Here is a 20,729-nt window from a genome sequence, read left to right as displayed (position 1 = left end):
AGTGTAGGTAGATACTGCTACCTACCTTTTTATTTATAGTGGAGAAATGAACCATATTTAAAATTTCTTTCACTTTACATAGGGTACCGGGGTATAATATAATGTGTGTAAGGGAGGCGATTCAATGGGATATGAAGAAGATAAGGTAAAAGAAGAAACAATGTGCCTAGAGCATGCAGATAGACGCAGTCATCATTCAGATAAAGTAAAAAAGAATTTAGTCACTCGATTGAATCGTATCGAAGGACAAATTCGAGGTATTAAAGGTCTAATTGAAAAAGATACGTATTGTGATGATGTGATTACACAAATATCCGCAACACAATCTGCCTTAAATAGTGTCGCTAAAATTTTACTTGAAGGTCATTTAAAAGGGTGTGTCATTGATCGGATAAATGAAGGTGACGAAGAAGTGTTAGATGAATTTCTTATTACAATTCAAAAATTAATGAAAAAATAGGAGGATTTTAAACATGGAAAACGTAATTTTACATGTAGAAGGAATGTCTTGTGGTCACTGTGTGAAAGCGGTAGAAAGTAGTGTTGGTGAACTTAAAGGAGTAGACACGGTCAAAGTAGATTTAGATAAAAAAGAAGTCAAAGTTGCCTTTGATGCTTCATCTGTAAAGCTTGATCAAATTAAAGAAACAATTGATGATCAAGGTTATGAAGTTAAATCTTAATCGTGCAGCTTTGCACGATTTATTTTAAGTGTTTGTATAGGGTAGTAGGGTATAGTATTGAAAGAAAGGTGTGGTAGGAGCATATGTCTAATCAAGACGATTCTCACCAAAAAATTCATTTGCCAATTACGGGAATGACGTGTGCTGCCTGTTCTGCTCGAATAGAAAAAGGGTTAAGTAAAATGGATGGTGTAAACGAAGCGAATGTGAATCTCACTTCTGAAATAGCAACCATTTCCTATAACCCTCAAAAAGTAGGAGAACATGCATTTCAGCAGAAGATTAAAGATCTAGGCTACGAAGTTGTTTTAGAGAAAGCTGAGTTTGATATTACAGGAATGACATGTGCTGCTTGTTCGGCGCGAATAGAAAAAGTTTTAAATAAACAGCCCGGTATTGCGCAGGCAAACGTGAACTTAGCTTTAGAAACAGGTACTGTTGAATACAATCCTGAACAGGTTTCAGTTGAGGAAATCATTGCAAAGGTAGATAAGATTGGGTATAGCGCTTCGCTAAAAACAACTGCCAGCGCAAATGATGTGAGGGAACAGCATATTAAAAAGCAGCAAAGGAAATTTATCGCTGCTGCTATCCTTTCTCTACCATTACTTTGGACGATGGTTGGGCATTTTGAATTCACCTCATTCATTTTTCTACCAGATTTTTTAATGAACCCTTGGATACAGTTAATTTTGGCGACACCTGTACAATTTATTATCGGTTGGCAATTTTATACTGGTGCATATAAATCATTGAAATCTGGTAGCGCGAATATGGATGTACTTGTTGTATTAGGTACTTCTGCAGCTTACTTTTATAGTTTGTTTCTAACATTACAATCGATGAATGCAACATATGGTCATCATGTTGAGCTCTATTATGAAACGAGTGCGATTATTATTACCCTTATTTTGTTAGGGAAATTATTTGAAGCACGTGCAAAAGGAAGATCATCAGAAGCAATAAAGAAATTAATGAATTTAAAGGCTAAAAAAGCCGTTGTAGTAAAAGAAGGGAAGGAAACGATTGTCCCAGTTGAGCAAGTTATGCAAGGCGATAAGGTTATCATTAAGCCTGGTGAAAGAATTCCTGTAGATGCAGTAATCATTGAAGGACATTCAGCTGTTGACGAATCAATGTTAACAGGAGAAAGTGTGCCAGTTGATAAGAAAGCTGGTGATGAAGTAATTGGAGCAACTGTAAACAAAAATGGCCATTTAACCGTTGAAGCAACAAAGGTTGGAAAAGATTCAGCGCTGGCGCAAATTATTAAAGTAGTCGAGCAAGCACAAGGTTCGAAAGCACCTATTCAGCGGTTAGCCGATAAGATTTCGGGCATCTTTGTTCCCATTGTGGTAGCTATTGCCCTTGTTACCTTCTTTATATGGTTTCTTTTCTTGCAACCGGGTGATGTAGCTAGTGCGTTAGAAAAAATGATTGCTGTGCTCGTTATTGCTTGTCCTTGTGCACTAGGATTAGCGACACCTACTTCAATTATGGCAGGGTCTGGCCGTTCAGCAGAGATGGGTGTTCTATTTAAAGGTGGAGAGCATCTCGAGATGACACATGAAATTACAACTGTTGTGGTTGATAAAACAGGTACTGTTACAAATGGTCAGCCTGTATTAACCGATATCATAGTCGAGCCTGGAACAAATGAGGCCCATTTTCTTTCCATTGTTGCTGCGAGTGAGAAGTCATCTGAACACCCTCTTGCTGAAGCCATTGTGAAAGGGTTAGAGGAGAAAAATATAGAAAAAATAAAAAGTGAATATTTCGAAGCGCTACCAGGTTATGGTATCTCTGCGAAAGTTACAGGAAAAGATGTACTGATTGGTACAGTTAGATTAATGGAAGAGAATGGGATAGACTCCTCTTGGTTCTCGAAACAAATGAAAGAATTAGAAGGTGAAGGAAAAACAGCAATGCTTGTGGCTATTAACGGTAGAGCAAAAGGCCTTCTTGCTGTAGCTGACACGATAAAAGATTCATCAAACGAAGCGATTCAAAGGCTACATGATATGGGGTTAGAAGTTATTATGATGACTGGAGATAACCAGTTAACCGCACAAGCTATTGCTAAAGAAGTAGGTATATCAAAAGTCATTGCAGAAGTCTTACCAGAAACGAAGGCAGAAGAAGTAAGAAAGCTGCAAAGTCTAGGGAAAAAGGTAGCGATGGTAGGAGATGGTATTAACGACGCCCCAGCATTAGCAACTGCCGATATCGGCATGGCTATTGGTACAGGAACAGATATTGCCATGGAAGCAGGAGACATTACACTTATGCGTGGTGATCTAAATAGTATTGCCGATGCAATCATGATGAGTAAAAAAACCATTCGTAATATTAAACAGAATCTTTTTTGGGCGTTTGGTTATAATACAATCGGTATTCCTATTGCAGCTGCGGGTTTCTTAGCACCATGGTTAGCAGGTGCTGCGATGGCGTTTAGCTCTGTGTCCGTTGTATTAAATGCACTTCGTTTGCAACGTGTAAGATAAAGATGACAAGTTACGTATGAATTTCTATAAAACATTCTATCAAAAAACTGATTGAGAAAAACAAGCTAATTAAATAGTTAGTTTGTTTTTCTCTTTTTATAGAAGGTATGTAGGAGATGGATAAAAAAATTTGTCCCTTGAGGTAAATTATTTTCTTTTTAATATGGCATATACTTATATAGATTTTTTGACCCACAACTTTACCACCATTGAATTTATTTCAATACTTCTGCGATTTTTTAATTTATTTACCAAAAAATTATTACTTTTCTGGTTTAAGCTTACTCGTTTGAAGGTAAAAAAGTAGAGTTGGTCAGCTTGAACAATTTTTAATGGATTTCAAGACTTTTTTACACAAATAAGAAATGCTATTATTTATTATGGTCTCAAATTTACCGCTAAAAGAACGAAACGTATATTTTAAATTTAGATAAAAGAAATAAATTGTATTCTATGAAATGATGTGATATGATTACTCATACAATCTCAGATACAATATATAGTTATTTTTTTACTTCTCGACAACTACATATAGTAATTGGTTGAAGGAGTCCAAATGGACTTAAAATGGGAATCCGGATAAGCCGGAGCTGTACCCGCAACTGTAAGTGTGACGAAAAGAGGAAACCACTGTTCTTTTGAAAGAATGGGAAGGCTCTTAGTAGATTGATACACAAGCCAGGATACCTGCCTTCTTAATCATAAGTTTCAATTCTTCGGGGCTTGAGAAGATGAAACGACAGTTGATGAAAAGAGTGTTATTGTACACTTGTATTTATACTGTCGTTTGATCCGCTCAAGGTGTAACTGGGGCGGTTTTTTTTATGCCTAAATTTGATAGAAATAGTTTGAAGGAGGAAGAAATTTGAAAACAATGATTGATACGACAGTCAATTTTGAACAATTATATCAACAATTCAACAACTTACCAATTAGTGCGTTAGAAAAGCGTGCGGAACAATTAAATCACTTAGAGTTAGATAGTTTCTATGATCAGTTAATACTAGAATGTCTTTCTTACATAAATGTTAATGAACCTGATTGGACATATGTGGCTGCCCATTTATATTTAAAGAAGATTTATCAACAAGCAGCGGAGAACCGAGGGTACAGTGGCCAGGCCTATGGTGATTTTCATACTTTAATTCAACAATTAAGTGATCTTGATATTTATAGTCCTATTTTATTATCTAGTTATACAAAAGAAGAAATTGATGAATTAGGCAAAGAAATTGTCCCTGAAAGAGATCAGCTCTTTACTTATCTCGGGATTAAAATGCTTACCGATCGTTATGTAGCGAAAGATCGCCAAAAGAGAATTTTTGAGTTGCCTCAAGAACGCTGGATGGTTATTGCAATGATTCTTATGCATCAAGAAGAAAAAAATCGGTTGCAATTAGTAAAAGAAGCTTACTGGGCAATGAGTAACTTATTTATGACTGTAGCTACACCAACTTTATCCAATGCAGGTAAGAACTGGGGACAACTATCTAGCTGCTTTATCGAAACAGTTGATGATAGTCTAGATTCGATTTATGACAGTAATACAGACATTGCTGCACTATCTAAAAATGGTGGTGGAATCGGCGTTTATTTAGGTAAGATTCGTAGTAGAGGTAGTATGATTAAAGGATTCAAAGGCGCTTCATCTGGTGTGCTTCCATGGATGAAACAGCTAAATAATACAGCTGTAAGTGTCGATCAACTTGGACAAAGGCAAGGAGCAATTAGCGTTTATCTAGACGTTTGGCACAAGGATATCTTTTCTTTCCTTGATGCAAAGTTAAATAATGGTGATGAAAGATTACGTACACATGATTTATTTACCGGTGTTTGTCTACCTGATTTATTCATGGAAAAAGTAGAAGAGCGTAGTAACTGGTATTTATTTGACCCACATGAAGTTCGACAAAAAATGGGCTTCTCATTAGAAGATTATTATGATGAAGAAGTTGGTGCAGGTACTTTTAGAATGAAATATCTAGAATGCGTCAATAATGAAGAGCTATCGAAGAAGGAAATTCCTGCTATCGATATTATGAAGTCTATCATGCGCAGTCAATTAGAAACGGGAACACCATTTATGTTCTATCGGGATGAAGTGAACCGTATGAATGCAAACGCACATGCTGGCATGATCTATTGCACAAATCTTTGTACTGAAATCGTTCAAAATCAAAGTGTAACAACAAGAGTAGAAGAGTATACAAAAGATGGTAAAATTGTCATCGAGAAAACACCTGGTGATTTCGTCGTATGTAACCTGTCTTCTATTAACCTTGCCAAAGCAGTGAATGAAGCAGTCATAGAACGATTGATTCCTATTCAAGTAAGAATGCTAGACAATGTAATTGATATTAATAAAATCCCTGTTATCCAAGGGCAGTTAACGAATAAAAAATATCGCGCGATCGGCTTAGGTACTTTCGGCTGGCATCATTTATTAGCTACTAATAAGGTCGTTTGGGAAAGCCCTGAATCATTAGAATTTGCAGACCGACTTTACGAGAAAATTGCTTACTTAACGATTGAAAGTTCTATGAATCTAGCTGAGGAAAAGGGAGCCTACCCAGCATTCAATGGTTCAGATTGGCATACAGGTGCCTATTTCGAAAAAAGAGATTACCTGAATGGTGATAGCGAACTTGATTGGCAAGGACTAATGGAAAAAGTGAAAGCAAAAGGAATTAGAAACGGCTATTTACAAGCGGTAGCACCTAATGCGTCAACTGCATTAATTGCAGGTAGCACACCGAGTATTGATCCAATCTTCAACAAGCAATACTCAGAAGAGAAAAAAGACTATCGTATTCCTGTAACTGCACCAGACCTAAACGCTCAAACGACGTGGTACTATAAATCTGCTTACCATATCGATCAAAAATGGAGCATTGCTCAAAATGCGAAACGTCAAAAGCATATTGACCAAGCTGTGTCATTTAATCTATATATTAAAAATACGATTAAAGCAAAAGAATTATTAGATCTTCACGTATCCGCATGGAAAAACAGGCTGAAAACAACGTATTATTTACGTTCTACTTCCACAGATATTGAAGATTGTGAATCATGCTCTAGCTGATTTCACCGAGAGGAGAATGAAATAAATGAACACTTTAAATAAACGTCCCATTATGAATCATGAAGCACCAAACCGTTCAACAGGTATTATTAATGGAGAATGTTCGAACGTTTTAAACTGGGATGATGTAAGATTTTCCTGGGCTTACCCTAAATATAAAAAGATGTTATCTAATTTCTGGACACCATTTGAAATTAATATGTCTCAAGATATTAAGCAATTCCCTGAGTTATCTGAGGACGCACAAGAAGCCTTTTTAAAGATTATCGGTTTACTAGCGTTACTAGATAGCATTCAAACTGACTATGCTGGGAAGACAGCAGATTATTTAACAGATTCTAGTCTTTCAGCGTTAATGATTATTCTTGCACAACAAGAAGTTATTCATAATCACTCGTATTCTTATATTCTTTCTTCGATTGTTTCAAAAAGTAAGCAAGATGAAGTCTTCGATTATTGGCGTACAGAACCAACATTAAGAGAACGAAATGATTTTATTACAAATGGTTATAAAGATTTTGTAAAAGAACCGACGGCGGAAAATATGTTAAAATCAATCGTTTATGATGTAGTATTAGAAGGCTTATTCTTCTATTCAGGTTTCGCTTTCTTCTATTATTTAGCGAGAAATCAAAAAATGGTATCTACATCAACGATGATTAACTATATTAATCGTGATGAACAAATTCACGTTGATTTATTTGTAAAAATCTTTAAAGAAATCTTAAACGAGCATCCTGAATTAGACACACCAGAATTGCAACAATTTGTAAAAGATACTTTCAGAAAAGCTGCAGATCTCGAAATTGAATGGGCACGTGAGGTAATCGGTGATAAAATGGATGGTATTCTTATTACTGACCTTGAAGCATACATCAAATTTTATGCCAATGTCCGCAGTAATCAATTAGGATTTGAACGACCGTTTGAAGGATTCCGTAAAAATCCACTCCGTTGGATTGTTGCTTATGAAGAGGTAGATCAAGGCAAATCTGATTTCTTCGAACAAAAATCAAGACAATATACAAAAGTGAATCAAGTCGATAATGGATTTGATGAATTATAAGTTTTATAATAAACCTTGCATATCATATGCAAGGTTTATTATTTCTTCTTAATAATTGAACAAATGATAAGCTTTAAGAAGAAGAGGTGTTTCTTGTGAAAAAAATTTTAATTGTTGATGATGATCAACATGTTCGTTATTTAATGAAGGATAGTTTACAAAAAGAAGGCTATCAAACCACTGAGGCAAAAGATGGTCAGGATGCGATGGCAATATTAGAAACGGAAGTAGTCGATCTTGTTATTGCAGATATAATGATGCCGAACATGGATGGCTATCAACTAACAAAAACAATTCGTAGAGATTTTGACCTCCCGATTATCCTGCTTACGGCAAAGGGACAATTAGATGATAAAGCAAAGGGATTTTCAGTCGGTACGGATGATTATGTGGTAAAGCCATTTGAGTCGAAAGAGTTATTATTCCGTGTCAATGCATTATTACGAAGATATGGAAAGGTAGGAACAACGAGTATCATGCTCGACCGATTATATATCAATAAAAAAAGCTATGAAATTGAAGTGAGCAATAAAGCCTATCTATTACCACTGAAGGAATTTGAGTTATTATATTTTCTGGCTGCTAACCAAAATAGAGTATACAGTAGACAGCAATTAATTGAACAAATCTGGGGCATTGATTTTTCTGGGGATGAAAGGACTGTTGATGTACATATTAAACGTTTACGTAGCCGCTTATCTAAGTTAGAGGTAGATGTAATCATTAAAACGATTCGCGGTATCGGTTATTCATTGGAGATAGGCAAATGAAAACACTTTACTCAAAAATTGCTCTCACAACCATTTGTATTATGCTTCTAAGTAGTGTCATTTCATTCATCTTGAGCAATGCATATTATCAACAATCATTAAAGCCTAAAAACGATGCCAAAGTGACAGAGATGGCGAAAGCTACGATTACCTTCATGGAGGAGAATCCACAAATCAATAAGGAACTATATCTTACGCATATCAGCTCTTTTGGTTATCAAATATTTGTAACTGATGGTCTTGGAGAGGAATCTTTTTATGGAGCGGAGTATCGCGAACATAATTTAAGTAGTGCTGCTGTTCAACAAGTTTTGAATGGTCGGATTTATCACGGTATTAACCTTTTTCCACATGCTACATTTGTGACCGGTTTTTTTGCTAACGAACTTAAAAATACTGTCGGTGTACCATTTACTTATCAAGAGAGGGAGTATGCTCTTTTTCTCAGACCTGATATTTCCCTTTTATTTAGCGAAATGCACATGATGTTTGCTTGGTTATTGATTGGTATCCTCTTATTAAGTATTTTATTCGTGTTCATCAGTACAAAGTATATTGTAAAGCCGATTAGAAAGTTAAATGAAGCAACAACAGTGATTGCTAATGGAGCGTACAGTATTGAGTTACCTACTAATAGAAAAGATGAAATTGGTTCTCTCACTCAAAGTTTTATGAAAATGACGAAAAAATTAGAAGCAGCAAATGAAATGCGCAAAGAATTTATTACAAATATCTCACATGATATTCAATCCCCTTTATCTAATATAAAAGGTTACTTACATCTTTTTAAGGAAAAGAAAAGAACAGATGAAGAAATGAATCAAATGACAATGATGGAAGAAGAAGTAACCCGTTTGTCTGATTTAACAAATCAATTATTATTATTATCTTCTATCGACTATAGGAAAGATATGGTTAATATCGTTTCATTTAATATGAGTGAACAACTAAAGTTAGTGATTAAACAATATCAGTGGCATTTAGAAGACAAAGGCATGATGCTAAGTTATTCATTGCCTGATTGTATGATCGAAGGGGACCCCTCCTTGCTCTATTCTGTTTGGGAAAATTTACTCACAAATAGCATTAAATATGGAAAGGAAAATGGAGATATTTCCATCCTTCTTAAAGAAGAGGGGGGCTGGATAAAAGTACAAATTCAGGATAATGGTATTGGTATGAATCAGGAGGAAATGAAAAAGGTTTTCAATCGTTTTTATCGTTCCGACCTTTCTAGAAATCGTTCCATTGCTGGTTCTGGGTTAGGACTTTCCATTGTTTATTCAATCGTAGATCTTCACCAAGGAGAAGTACGAGTCGAAAGTGAAGAAGGAGAAGGAACGATTTTTACAATTATGCTACCAAACCAATCGAATTAGCAAAACATTTCTATTGTAAACCATTGTTCATACTCCGTTCATATTCATTCTATAACCTTATTTTTGTCAGTCATAAAAGGTGAGATAGGACATATGATGACAAAATAAAATCAAATGAATGAAGATGAAAAGGGTGAGTGTCAATTGAATAAATTTAGCAAAATATTACTTAGGTTTTCTGCTATCTTTGCAGTGATAGGTGCTTTTCTAGGATCACATATGGCCGGAGCAGGGAGTTATGCCTTCAAACCCATCCATGCTCATAGTTTAGTTGTTGGCTGGCTATCACTTTTCGCATGGGCGGTATATTATCAATTATTTACTCCGAAGCTAAGATTCCTTGCAAAATTACATGTCACTACTGCCATTATCGGCACAATTGGTTTAACTGCCGGAATGGCAATGTTTATTTTTAAACCAGGTTTTATGCCAGAGATGATTAATACGGTTTTTTATATTGTTGGAGGAAGTATCCTATTGATTAGCTTTGTTCTTTTCTTATTACTTACTTTTACAAAACATGGAAGTGAGATAAAAAAATAGCTTTCAGCTGTAGGTTTTAGAAAAAATAAATGACGCTTAGAAATTGATATATGAAGGGTGAGTTCTTCTTGTTGACTTCATACCAATAGGGGTATAGAATATGAGGGTGAATATAACATCCTAGGAGGAAAAATGCTTACGTTTATTAGTATACTCTTAATCATTTTACTTTTGACTTTTATATATAGTAGATATTTGCCGGTATTTGGTGTGAAGGCACAAGTGTTACAAGACAATCAAGAAAGCGATGTTCGGATTGTTGATGTGAGGGACTATAATGAAAAAGTAGATCAGGCTCATCATCGTCTGCATATTCCAATTGCTTATCTCCATCGCTTTTATCATGAAATCGATGGAAAGAGCGTACACGTTATTGCTTCATCAAAAATAGAAAAAAACATGAGCATTCGATTTCTTAGAAGAAAAGGATATAAGGTGTCAGGGTACACACTATGCAATGAATGTTGAACAATATAAATATAGAAAAGAGTGCCACAGATTAAGTGATCTGTGGTTTTTTGTTGAATTGTAAAAGAGGATAATAGGGAAATTCATTTTTTCCTAAAGCTGTAAGAAGAGTGGTACAAGGGGCGGATTCTTGCTTTTAGAAAAAGCCCCAAGAATAAAAGTAACGTAAATGAGAGAAACACTGCTCTCAGAGGAAACCCCAAGAGTGAGTACGCCTTAAAAGTAATAGTTCCTTCTCATAACGGAAAATAACAGTTACTAACTACATTTAAATTTTAAATAAGGCTGCAAAATAAAATCCTCTTCTGTACCATACGCTCTCATAAATACATCTTAAGTACTCGTATTTTCTACATTCATTATTCTCTCATCTAGTTTTCTTAACTTTTCTTCATTCATTTGATACTGCATGATGAGCTGTTGTATGGCGAGCATATTTTCCTCGATTTTAAGGTGGTTGTCATTCAATGTATATTGTGTCCTTAAATGGAAATAGTCCTCTTCATTAGGTTGCTTGGATGGCTGTTTCAGATGCAGTATAGTATCTTGCAATAATCGCATTAAGTAGGGTGAAGGTGTAAGCTCTTTCAAAGAAAGGTTTACAAGCTGGAATAAGTGGATAAACGCTTGTTTTATGATAGTTAAATGCCTTTCTTTCTGCCTTAGGTAAAATACATCCTTCCTAGAAAATTTATGAAAGCGCCATTCATCTTTTTGATATTGTATCAGCTGTTGGTAATGAGCTATTTCTTCCTCAATCTTTGCAATGACTTGTTTGACCTCGTTTCTGCTGCTATTTCCTTGTTTGATGTTGTTTGTTACATATACAAGAATATTTTCCATACGATTCAATAACTGTGTAGACGTTTTGCTTATTTTTACTAAATAATTCGGGGGTAAAATAAATATATTTACACAAGTTGATATTAATAAACCTAGCGTCGTACCTCCAAGTCTCATTAACAATGTTGCCATATAAGCTTCTTGTACAATTGAAATCATGGCCATACCGGTTAAAGCGGCTACAAGTAGACCATCTTCTAGCTTTAACTTCGTACATATCATCAAAGTGAAAACGGCTGTTAGTGCGTAAGCCAACGAACTATCTGAAAAGATAAAGGTAAATAAAACGGCGAAAGAAGCTGCTATAGAAGAAGCTTGAAATCTTGCTGGTGCTTTGCGAATGGATTCTTTCGCCGTAGGCTCAATCGTAACGAGAGCGGTAATGACTGCAAAGGTTGGTGGCCATGTGAATAGCTGACATAGAAATGCAGTAATAAAGACAGAAATGCCTGTTTTGAAAATTCGCCCTCCAAATAGTCTAATCATAGTTAGTATCCTCTTTCTATATGCCTTACATTAATAATGAAGGAAGTTTAAAATAAACACGCTGCATTAACAGAATGACCAATTGAACCTTTTTCAATCAAAAGAAAGAAAAAATATATAAAAAAGAAGGTTCATTTGTACATCCTCCTATCGGTATTTTGAGCATTTACGGCGAAATTATTGCAAACAAGTAGATTTGAAATAAAAATGTCATACTATGTTCGCTTTTGTTTGGTTTTAATTGGTAAAATAGAGTGTGGTATACTGAATAATAAGAATAATCTATTAATAGGGAGGGCAACTCTATGATTCAATTTCCAAAACCCGAGATGGATCAGTTTCTAAAAACGTTAAGCATTAATGATTTTGTCGTTAATTCCGATGAGTCCCAAGTAGTGTTTAGTACAAATTTAAATGGCTACTATAATTTATGGGCAATGAATTTGCCACAACAATTTCCAGTTCAGTTAACATTCAAAAATCAAGTGTGCATGGGGCTCCTCTATGATAAGAGTGGCAAGTTTATACTTGCGGGTTTTGATCAAGATGGGGATGAGTGTGCGCAATATTATGCAGTCCATCCAAGTGGTGGTAAATTGAAACAACTAATCAATAATGAAAAAACGAGGAATTTTAATCCCTTATTATCAAAAGATGGCCAGTATTTATATTATAGTTCGGCTAAAAATAACCCAACTTATTTAAATGTTTATAGATATCATATAGAAACAGAGCAAGAAGAACTTTTCCTAGAGGGTAAAGAAGGTATGACGTTTCTAGATGGTTGGAGTCCAAATGAAGAGAGTTATATTTCATCTACTGTATTTGCCAATACGCATTCTCTCGCTTATGTACATACGGAACGTGAAAAGCTTTGTTTAACTGAAAAAGAGGAAGAGGCGCATACAGTAACTGGATCTTTGTTTACCGCGGAAGACACAATTTATTTGATCACCAACTTTAAAGAAAATTTCACTTATTTGGCTGAATTTAATATCGTGACAAAGCAATTTCGTAAAGTCGTCGGGCTTGACCATGAAAGTTTCTCATCCATTCATTATGATAAGAGTAATCACATCATCTATTTAACTTCTGAAAAAGGAGTGGAGGATTATCTTTATGCTTATTCATTAGATCATAATACCTTACAAAAGGTAGAAATTCCTTGTGATATCATTGAAAAATTAGTTGTTCATGACTCAGGAAATTTATATCTTTTAGGAAGAAGCGCTATTAAACCGCACAATATTTATCAAATGAAAAAGGGTGAAAAGTGGAAGCAGTTAACTGAATATCGCGTACCAGGTGTGGAAGAATCTGAGCTTGTCGAGCCGGCAACGATTTACTATCCTTCATTTGATGATTTAGAAATTGAAGCATTATGGTTTGAAGCAAATAAAGAGGTAAATAATGGCCAAGTTATATTTTGGCCACATGGTGGACCGCAAGCCGCAGAGAGAAAATCTTTTCGTTCCTATTTTCAGTTTCTTATCAATCATGGATATAGCATCTTTGCCCCTAATTTTAGAGGATCAACAGGTTATGGCCTGTCCTTTATGAAAATGGTAGAGGGTGATTGGGGAGATGGTCCTAGGTTAGATAATATAGCTGGTATAGAGTGGCTAATTGAAAAAGGTTATACAAAGAAAGGTGACATTCTATTAATGGGCGGAAGCTACGGCGGATATATGGCGCTACTTTTACATGGTAGACATCCAGAGTATTTTAAAGCGGTGGTCGATATCTTCGGACCTTCTAATTTATTTTCGTTTATAGAATCAGTTCCCGAAGATTGGAAACCGATTATGGATCAATGGGTTGGAAATCCCTTAAAAGATAAGGAAAAACTCACTGAATACTCCCCTATTACTTATTTGGAAGCTATGACTAAACCGATGCTCGTTATTCAGGGAGCAAATGATCCCCGTGTAGTGAAGGAGGAATCTGATCAAATTGTGCAAGCATTGAGGAAAAAAGGACGTGAAGTAAAGTATATTTTATTACAAGATGAGGGACATGGATTTTCTAAAAAAGAAAATGAGCAGCTTGTGTTTGAAGAAGTTCTCTCTTTTTTTGATCAGCACACAAAGAAAACCGCCGATACGAATAGTTAATTACGTTCCAAGCAAGGAGGAAATATAGTGAAATTATTTCCTCTATTTGTTTACCATATGAAGAGGTGAAGATAGTAGATGATTGTACAGAATCGTAGTCTTTTATTGACAGTAGAGACAACGCTCACTGGTGAAATTATTTCTATGAGCGAATCATTACGTATCTTAATAAAAGGGAAGCCTTCCACGTATATCGACGACCTATTTCCTAGATGGAATGCGTATGGTAATGAAAAGATAAAGGTTGCCTTTTTAACGGATGAAGATTTTCTTCTGTTTATCAGAAGTCAATCAGGACAACATCACTACTTATATATAGGGGTTCTATCTTCCGAATTGTCTCAATTAATGAATAAAGTAAGTGACTTGATGAAGGCAAATACGCTACTAGAAGCAATCATAGAAAACTCTTACGATGGTATTTATTTAACCGATCGAAACGGTAATACCATTTTAACCAATTCCGCAATGGAGAGAATTACAGGGATCCCAAAAGACTATTATATGAACAAAAAGGTCGATGCTTTAATTGAAAGAGGCATTCTCGAGAGTTCGTTAACGAAAAGGGTGATAGAAAAGAAAGAAACGATTTCACATGTCCAGTTTAATCGAGCTGGCAATGAATCGTTGCTCCTTACAGGTAGTCCAGTTTTCAACGATACTGGTGAAGTAGAAAGTGTTGTCACAAATATTAGAGATTTATCACAGTTGATTGAACTACAAAATGCTCTAAAAGAAGCAAATAAATTAAACCTCTCTTACCGTCAAGAAATTGAAAGGTTAAAACAAAACATTAACATACATCAGCAATCAATTGTCATAGAAAGTGAAAAAATGAAGCATGTATACGAAACCGCCGAAAGGATTGTTAATGTGGATGCCACAGTTCTTCTTCTTGGTGATACAGGCGTAGGAAAAGATGTTCTTGCTAAATATATTTACGAAACAAGCAATAGAAGAATGAAGGGCAAATATATTAAACTAAACTGTGGTGCGATTCCAGAAGAATTAATTGAATCTGAGTTATTTGGTTATGAAAAAGGTGCTTTCACAGGTGCAGATAAACAAGGGAAACCAGGGATGTTTGAACTAGCCGATGAAGGGGTTTTATTTTTAGATGAGATTGGGGAATTACCGTTGGCTTCACAAGTCAAATTGTTAAGAGTTATTCAGGAAAAGGAAATCCAACGGGTAGGCGGAACGAAGACGAAGAATGTAAATGTAAGGCTTATTGCTGCGACTAATAGAGATTTAAAAGAGATGGTGAATAAAGGTCGTTTTCGCGAAGATCTTTATTATCGCTTAAATGTAATTACCATTGAAATCCCCTCTTTAAAGGACCGGCGGGAGGATATTTATCCCTTAATCAATTATTTCTTAAAACAGACGAACGAAAAGTATCATTTCAACAAAGATCTACATAATGATGTAAAAAAATTTTTATACCATTATCAATGGCCAGGCAATATTCGTGAATTAGCCAACTTAATTGAGAGATTGGTTATTGTCTCACAAGAGTCTATCATTACAATGAATGATCTTCCACCAGAATATCAGCGAGAAATAGATTTTCCATATGAAAATGACAAAATAGAGACATTAAAGGATGTAGTAGAAGCAGCAGAAAAAAAAGCTATTATGAAAGCTTTAAAAAAATGTACAACAACCTATGAGCTCGCATCCGCTTTGCATACAAGCCAACCGACAATTTCAAGAAAGCTTAAAAAGTATGGAATAGAGTTGATTCATTAGTGAATCAACTCTATTCTTTTTTGAATCAAAAAAGTAAGCGTTTACTTTTTTGCTGATTTAAATGATGCGGAAAAAATAACTATATAACTTGTGTTAAAGCTATTCATTAACGATTTATCATGAGTTAAAAATGATGGCATGGTTTTTGCATCTATATTAATAAAGCAAACAAAGGAGTGATCTTATGTTCACAGTTCAAAACCAAGAAATCGATCAAATCGTGCAGATGGTTCACCAATTTGTCGAGAAAGAAGTAGAGCCTTTAGCACAACAAATTGAAGATGAAGACCGTATACCAGATTCTTTGGTTCAGCAAGTGAAGGAACTTGGATTATTTGGGATGAGTATACCAGAAGAGTATGGGGGTATTGGTCTTGGCATGGTTGGGAAAACCGCTGTATTAGAACAATTAGGTCGCACGCATAATGGTTTTGTTAGTTTAATTAGTGCACACACAGGTATTGGTAGTACAGGTTTAGTAAGGCTTGGCTCTCCCTACTTGAAAGAAAAATACTTACCTGCTTTAGCATCAGGAGAAAAAATTGCTTGTTTTGCCCTTTCAGAGCCTGGGGCAGGTTCTGATGCTACTAATCTTGCGACAAAAGCAGAGAAAAAGGGAGATAAGTGGATTCTTAATGGGTCAAAACATTTCATCACGAACGCGCCTGTAGCTGATGTATTTACGGTCTTTGCTGTTACAGATAAAGACAAAGGCGCAAAGGGGATTACTGCCTTCTTAATAGAAAAAGATTTTCCTGGATTTACAGTAGGAAAAAAGGATAAAAAAATGGGTTTAAAAGGTTCATATACTGCACAATTATTGTTTGATCAATGTGAAGTGCCAGAAGAAAATGTTATAGGAGAAGTGGGTCTTGGATATGTAGCTGCACTAACTATTTTAAGTGAAGGACGGATTGGGTTAGCGGCAAGGGCAGTTGGATCTTGTGATAAACTCATTGAATTATCAGCGAAATATGCGAATGAGCGTATTCAGTTCGGTAAACCAATTGCAAAGAACCAAGCGATTCAATGGATGTTAGCTGATATGGCAACAGAAACAGAAGCAGCAAGAACATTAACATTAAAAGCCGCTCATTTAGTCGATCAAGGCAGAAAGGTCGTGAAAGAATCCTCAATGGCTAAACTTTACGCGTCTGAAGTGTTTAATCGAGTGGCTGACAAAGCAGTGCAAATTCATGGTGGCATGGGCTACGTCGCTGATTATCCTGTTGAAAGGTATTATCGTGATGCAAGAATAACGAAAATCTATGAAGGCACAAATGAAATCCAACGGCTAATTATTGCAAGAGATATATTAAAAGACTATATGTGACACATAAAGGAGGAATGTGTCTTGAATAATCTCTCATTAAAAAGAGTATGGGAAAAATATTATGAAGATCGGTTGCCAAATTTCCACATACCTTATATTGGCCTATATGAAGTACTAAAGGAAACTGCGCATTCTTATCGAGATCATGTGGCTATCATTTTTAATCACGAAACACTCACCTATGAGGAACTGAAGAAACGAACGGACACACTCGCTTCGTATTGGCAGAGATGTGGGTTGAAAAAAGGGGATAGAATCGGGTTATGGCTTGGCAATCATCCAGATTATGTCACTGCCTATTATGCTAGTCATGCACTTGGTCTTATCATCGTGCCAATTAACCCAGCCTATACACCAAGAGAGGTATTGCAAGTGTTTCATGATACAGAATTACGCGCACTAGTTGTTGGTGAAAAATCAGTTACTGCACTGCAGAAAATTAGAGAAGTGTATGATTTAGAGCATATTATGTATGCCACAAATGTCAGTATTAATAGGGAAGTATCTTCAATCGTTCATCATATGAAAGATATTTTTAAAAATGGAAGTACTAAATTTACTGAAGCGTCTATAGATCCTAAAAAAGACTTAGCCATTATACAATACACAGGCGGAACAACGGGAACGATAAAAGGAGCCATGCTTACACATCATAATTTAATTGCGAATGTTTACCAAAGTTATGTGATGTATCGACAAAAAGTGGCTTTCGGAAACGAAACGATATTAGCGGCAACTCCGCTTTATCATGTGTATGCGATGACAAGTGCTATGAATGTAGGCATCTTTTTAGGAGCGCGAATCTTGCTCTTTGAACGTTTTGACGTTGATGAGGTTTTAAATCAAGTGAAGAAATATGCACCAACCATGTTTCCAGGTGTCCCTAAAATGTATCTTTCTTTTATCCATCATCCCAATGTACGATCCGCAGGATTAAACTCTCTTAAAATATGTTCATCCGGATCAGCGCCATTGCCAGTAGAGGTTATTAAACAATTCAAGGAATTAACTGGTTGTACCATCTTAGAAGGGTTTGGTATGTCGGAAACTTCCCCAACGACTCATCGTACGCCAATAAATGGTACACATAAACATGGTAGCATCGGTATTCCTGTTCCTGATGTAGATTGTCGTATCGTTGATCAAAAACAGGAGGATTTGGGGATTAATCAGGTCGGTGAATTGGTCATTAAAGGTCCACAAGTGATGAAGGGTTACTGGAACAATGAGAAAGAGACAGCCGCTACGTTACAAGAAGGGTGGTTATTTACAGGTGATTTAGCCACAGTAGACGAAGATGGGTATTTCTATATTGTCGGTCGTAAAAAAGAAATGATTCTTTTCTCGGGGTTTAATATTTATCCTCAAGAAGTGGAAAATGTCCTTTATGAACATCAAGGTATTGCTGAAGTTGCAGTAGTCGGTATCCCTGATTCTGAAAATGGAGAGATTCCGAAAGCATTTCTTGTGGCTAAAGAAGGTTATACGCTCCATCTTGAAGAAATTAAAGCATTTTGTTATACGAAACTAACACCTTATAAAGTACCGAGAGTTTTTGAAGAAAGAAGTCACCTACCAAGAAATGGTGTTGGTAAATTATTGAAAAGATTACTTGTGAAAGAAGAATTAGAAAGGAGAAATAAACGAGAATGACAAATATAAAAAAAGTTGGTGTGATTGGAGCGGGAGCAATGGGTGCACAAATTGCCGTTGTAGCAGCGCTTCATCAATATGATGTCGTGTTACAAGATATATCTAACGATCGTTTAATAAAAGCGAAAGAAGTGTTAGAAACACAGTTAGAAAAGAGGGTAAGAAAAGGGAGATTTTCGCGTGATGAGGTGGATAAAGCTTTCGAACATTTAACATTTACTACTGAAATCAACCAGTTACATGATGTAGATATTATCATAGAAGCTATTATTGAAGATTTAGAGGCAAAACAAACATTATTTCAATCTTTAGAAAAGATTGTCTCGGAAAATTGTATCATTGCGACGAATAGCTCCACTATAGTGAGCTCTAAATTGATAGATAAGTTAACCTATCAAAATCGTGTATGTAATATCCATTTCTTTAACCCAGTACTTGTGATGGAGCTTGTGGAGGTTGTTCAAGGTCCGCATACTTCAAAGGACGTTGCCCAGCAAGCGATGACATTCATTCATAGTATTGGAAAAAAACCAGTACTTCTACAAAAAGAAATTTCAGGTTTCATCGCCAATCGTATCTTAGCGAGACTCATGGATGAAGCGATTTATTTATATGAACATGGATATGCCAGTTATGAAGAAATCGATGTCGTTGTCGAAAAGGCTTTAGGTCATCCTATTGGTCCATTTGCATTAATGGATTTAACTGGTCTTGATGTAAATTATGCTGTAAGGAAGCAAAGATATGCAGAAACAGGGCTCGAGGTGGATCGCCCTAAACAGTCGGTAGTAGAAAAAGTGGAAAAAGGTGAATTAGGTAGAAAAACAGGTAAAGGATGGTACGCATACGATCAACACGGAAAGAAAATAGAGAATATTCAAAAATAAAGGGAGGCAGATGATATGAGTTATACAGTAAGTGAAGATATCGAAGTGTTGCAAAAAGGTGTTAGAGAGTTTGTGCAAAATGAAGTGGAAGCGGTTGCGATGCAGATCGAAAAAGAGGATCACATCCCAGATAAAATTGTAGAAATGGCAAAAGAGCTAGGCTTATTTGGTTTAAGTATTCCAGAAGAATATGGTGGGTTAGGCATTGGGATGGTAGGCAAATGTGCCTTGTATGAAGAAATTGGTGCCACGCATAATGGATTCACCACTTTGATTGGCGGTCATACGGGTATCGGATCAGTGGGCATTGTGGAAATGGGAAATGAATATCAAAAACAGAAGTACTTACCTGATATGGCTACAGGAAAGAAAATAGGTGCCTTCGCATTAACAGAGCCACAGGCTGGTTCGAATGCCACTAATTTAAAAACGACGGCAGTACGTAAAGGCGATAAATATATTTTAAATGGGTTAAAGCACTATATTACAAATGCACCTCAAGCGGATGTCTTTACGGTTATGGCTGTCACAGATCCATCTAAAGGTGCAAAAGGGATTACTTCTTTTATTGTAGAAAAAAGTTTTCCTGGTTTTCAAGTAGGAGCGATTGAACATAAAATGGGCCTTCGTGGTTCACATTCAGCAGAAATAATTATGGAAGACTGTGAAGTCCCAGTAGAAAATGTCCTAGGTGAAGAAGGGAGAGGGTATGTGAATGCATTAACGATTCTTGCCAACGGACGTGCAGGCTTGGCTGCCAGAAACTTAGGTTCCGCCCAAAAATTATTAGATCTTTCAATGACGTATGCAAAAGAACGGGTGCAGTTCAATGTACCAATTATTGAGCATCAGGCCGTTGCTCATATGCTAGCGGAAATGGCTGTCGATATAGAAGCATTACGATCTTTTACGTACCGAGTAGCTACGATGGTTGATGAAGGGAAGAAAGTAATTAAGGAAGCTGCGATGATTAAATTATTCGGCTCAGAGGTATATAACCGTGTGGCTGATAAAGCCGTACAAGTCCATGGCGGGATTGGATACATTTCAGATTTTCCTATTGAACGGTTTTATCGTGATGCGAGAATTACGAGGATTTATGAAGGAACATCAGAAATCCAAAAAAATATCATCGCTGCTCAATTAAATAAAGAATATAACTAAGG

The 20,729-nt window shown here is 36.0% G+C and carries 16 protein-coding genes and 1 riboswitch; of the genes, 15 read left to right on the top strand and 1 reads right to left on the bottom strand.

Features of this window, described 5'->3' with window-relative positions:
• Window positions 1–124 precede the first annotated feature (124 nt).
• The 9 genes from LG276_RS13865 to LG276_RS13825 all read left to right on the top strand — a co-directional run bounded on the left by LG276_RS13865 (window position 125) and on the right by LG276_RS13825 (window position 10,495).
• A complete protein-coding gene (locus LG276_RS13865; protein ID WP_281202509.1) occupies window positions 125–460 on the top strand; it encodes a metal-sensitive transcriptional regulator in 336 nt (111 codons plus the stop codon).
• A 13-nt stretch (window positions 461–473) separates the two neighbouring features.
• Window positions 474–683: a copper chaperone CopZ gene (gene copZ, locus LG276_RS13860; RefSeq protein WP_224938479.1), complete on the top strand. Its 210-nt coding sequence runs from the start codon at window positions 474–476 to the stop codon at window positions 681–683.
• 83 nt (window positions 684–766) lie between these two features.
• Entirely contained in the window at window positions 767–3,187 is a 2,421-nt protein-coding gene (locus LG276_RS13855; protein ID WP_251161809.1) for a heavy metal translocating P-type ATPase, read from the top strand.
• Between the two features lie 529 nt (window positions 3,188–3,716).
• A riboswitch (cobalamin riboswitch) is annotated at window positions 3,717–3,897 on the top strand.
• Between the two features lie 164 nt (window positions 3,898–4,061).
• Window positions 4,062–6,269 (top strand): ribonucleoside-diphosphate reductase subunit alpha, encoded by a 2,208-nt coding sequence (locus LG276_RS13850; RefSeq protein WP_251162020.1) that lies wholly within the window; start codon window positions 4,062–4,064, stop codon window positions 6,267–6,269.
• Window positions 6,270–6,294: 25 nt separating this feature from the next.
• Window positions 6,295–7,335 carry a ribonucleotide-diphosphate reductase subunit beta gene (locus tag LG276_RS13845; protein WP_251161808.1) on the top strand — a complete coding sequence of 347 codons (1,041 nt, stop codon included), beginning with the start codon at window positions 6,295–6,297 and terminating at the stop codon, window positions 7,333–7,335.
• A gap of 95 nt (window positions 7,336–7,430) precedes the next feature.
• Entirely contained in the window at window positions 7,431–8,105 is a 675-nt protein-coding gene (locus LG276_RS13840; RefSeq protein WP_308937065.1) for a response regulator transcription factor, read from the top strand.
• Complete coding sequence (locus LG276_RS13835; protein WP_251161807.1) at window positions 8,102–9,484, top strand: HAMP domain-containing sensor histidine kinase; 1,383 nt, start codon at window positions 8,102–8,104, stop codon at window positions 9,482–9,484. The genes LG276_RS13840 and LG276_RS13835 overlap by 4 nt, the downstream gene beginning before the upstream one ends.
• Window positions 9,485–9,628: 144 nt before the next feature.
• The gene (locus tag LG276_RS13830; RefSeq protein ID WP_251161806.1) at window positions 9,629–10,027 is read left to right on the top strand and encodes a hypothetical protein; all 399 of its coding nucleotides are present in this window, start codon (window positions 9,629–9,631) and stop codon (window positions 10,025–10,027) included.
• Between the two features lie 132 nt (window positions 10,028–10,159).
• Window positions 10,160–10,495: a hypothetical protein gene (locus tag LG276_RS13825; protein WP_224938473.1), complete on the top strand. Its 336-nt coding sequence runs from the start codon at window positions 10,160–10,162 to the stop codon at window positions 10,493–10,495.
• A gap of 333 nt (window positions 10,496–10,828) precedes the next feature.
• Here LG276_RS13825 and LG276_RS13820 read toward each other — a convergent pair whose 3' ends face one another.
• Entirely contained in the window at window positions 10,829–11,824 is a 996-nt protein-coding gene (locus LG276_RS13820; protein ID WP_251161805.1) for an aromatic acid exporter family protein, read from the bottom strand.
• A 305-nt stretch (window positions 11,825–12,129) separates the two neighbouring features.
• Here LG276_RS13820 and LG276_RS13815 point away from each other — a divergent pair, with 305 nt between their 5' ends.
• The 6 genes from LG276_RS13815 (at window position 12,130) to LG276_RS13790 (ending at window position 20,727) form a co-directional block, all read left to right on the top strand.
• Window positions 12,130–13,938, top strand: coding sequence for a prolyl oligopeptidase family serine peptidase (locus tag LG276_RS13815; RefSeq protein WP_251161804.1), 1,809 nt, complete (start codon window positions 12,130–12,132; stop codon window positions 13,936–13,938).
• 78 nt (window positions 13,939–14,016) lie between these two features.
• Window positions 14,017–15,690 carry a sigma-54-dependent Fis family transcriptional regulator gene (locus LG276_RS13810; protein ID WP_251161803.1) on the top strand — a complete coding sequence of 558 codons (1,674 nt, stop codon included), beginning with the start codon at window positions 14,017–14,019 and terminating at the stop codon, window positions 15,688–15,690.
• Between the two features lie 184 nt (window positions 15,691–15,874).
• Window positions 15,875–17,023, top strand: coding sequence for an acyl-CoA dehydrogenase family protein (locus LG276_RS13805; RefSeq protein WP_251161802.1), 1,149 nt, complete (start codon window positions 15,875–15,877; stop codon window positions 17,021–17,023).
• A 21-nt stretch (window positions 17,024–17,044) separates the two neighbouring features.
• On the top strand, window positions 17,045–18,676 hold the full coding sequence (locus tag LG276_RS13800) for a long-chain fatty acid--CoA ligase (protein WP_251161801.1): 1,632 nt from the start codon (window positions 17,045–17,047) through the stop codon (window positions 18,674–18,676).
• Window positions 18,673–19,563: a 3-hydroxyacyl-CoA dehydrogenase family protein gene (locus LG276_RS13795; RefSeq protein ID WP_224938467.1), complete on the top strand. Its 891-nt coding sequence runs from the start codon at window positions 18,673–18,675 to the stop codon at window positions 19,561–19,563. Before LG276_RS13800 ends, LG276_RS13795 begins: the two co-directional genes overlap by 4 nt.
• Window positions 19,564–19,578: 15 nt before the next feature.
• Window positions 19,579–20,727 (top strand): acyl-CoA dehydrogenase family protein, encoded by a 1,149-nt coding sequence (locus LG276_RS13790; RefSeq protein WP_224938466.1) that lies wholly within the window; start codon window positions 19,579–19,581, stop codon window positions 20,725–20,727.
• The last annotated feature ends 2 nt before the right edge of the window (window positions 20,728–20,729 follow it).

The organism is Cytobacillus kochii (assembly GCF_044790165.1).
Lineage (GTDB): Bacteria > Bacillota > Bacilli > Bacillales > Cytobacillaceae > Cytobacillus > Cytobacillus kochii.
Note: the sequence above shows the minus strand (reverse complement) of the source record. Positions and strands in the feature narration are given on the sequence as shown.

Coding starts and splice junctions, on each gene's coding strand:
- LG276_RS13865 (WP_281202509.1), top strand. CDS start 125: ATGGGATATGAAGAAGATAAGGTAAAAGAAGAAACAATGTGCCTAGAG.
- copZ (WP_224938479.1), top strand. CDS start 474: ATGGAAAACGTAATTTTACATGTAGAAGGAATGTCTTGTGGTCACTGT.
- LG276_RS13855 (WP_251161809.1), top strand. CDS start 767: ATGTCTAATCAAGACGATTCTCACCAAAAAATTCATTTGCCAATTACG.
- LG276_RS13850 (WP_251162020.1), top strand. CDS start 4,062: ATGATTGATACGACAGTCAATTTTGAACAATTATATCAACAATTCAAC.
- LG276_RS13845 (WP_251161808.1), top strand. CDS start 6,295: ATGAACACTTTAAATAAACGTCCCATTATGAATCATGAAGCACCAAAC.
- LG276_RS13835 (WP_251161807.1), top strand. CDS start 8,102: ATGAAAACACTTTACTCAAAAATTGCTCTCACAACCATTTGTATTATG.
- LG276_RS13825 (WP_224938473.1), top strand. CDS start 10,160: ATGCTTACGTTTATTAGTATACTCTTAATCATTTTACTTTTGACTTTT.
- LG276_RS13820 (WP_251161805.1), bottom strand. CDS start 11,824: ATGATTAGACTATTTGGAGGGCGAATTTTCAAAACAGGCATTTCTGTC.
- LG276_RS13815 (WP_251161804.1), top strand. CDS start 12,130: ATGATTCAATTTCCAAAACCCGAGATGGATCAGTTTCTAAAAACGTTA.
- LG276_RS13810 (WP_251161803.1), top strand. CDS start 14,017: ATGATTGTACAGAATCGTAGTCTTTTATTGACAGTAGAGACAACGCTC.
- LG276_RS13805 (WP_251161802.1), top strand. CDS start 15,875: ATGTTCACAGTTCAAAACCAAGAAATCGATCAAATCGTGCAGATGGTT.
- LG276_RS13795 (WP_224938467.1), top strand. CDS start 18,673: ATGACAAATATAAAAAAAGTTGGTGTGATTGGAGCGGGAGCAATGGGT.
- LG276_RS13790 (WP_224938466.1), top strand. CDS start 19,579: ATGAGTTATACAGTAAGTGAAGATATCGAAGTGTTGCAAAAAGGTGTT.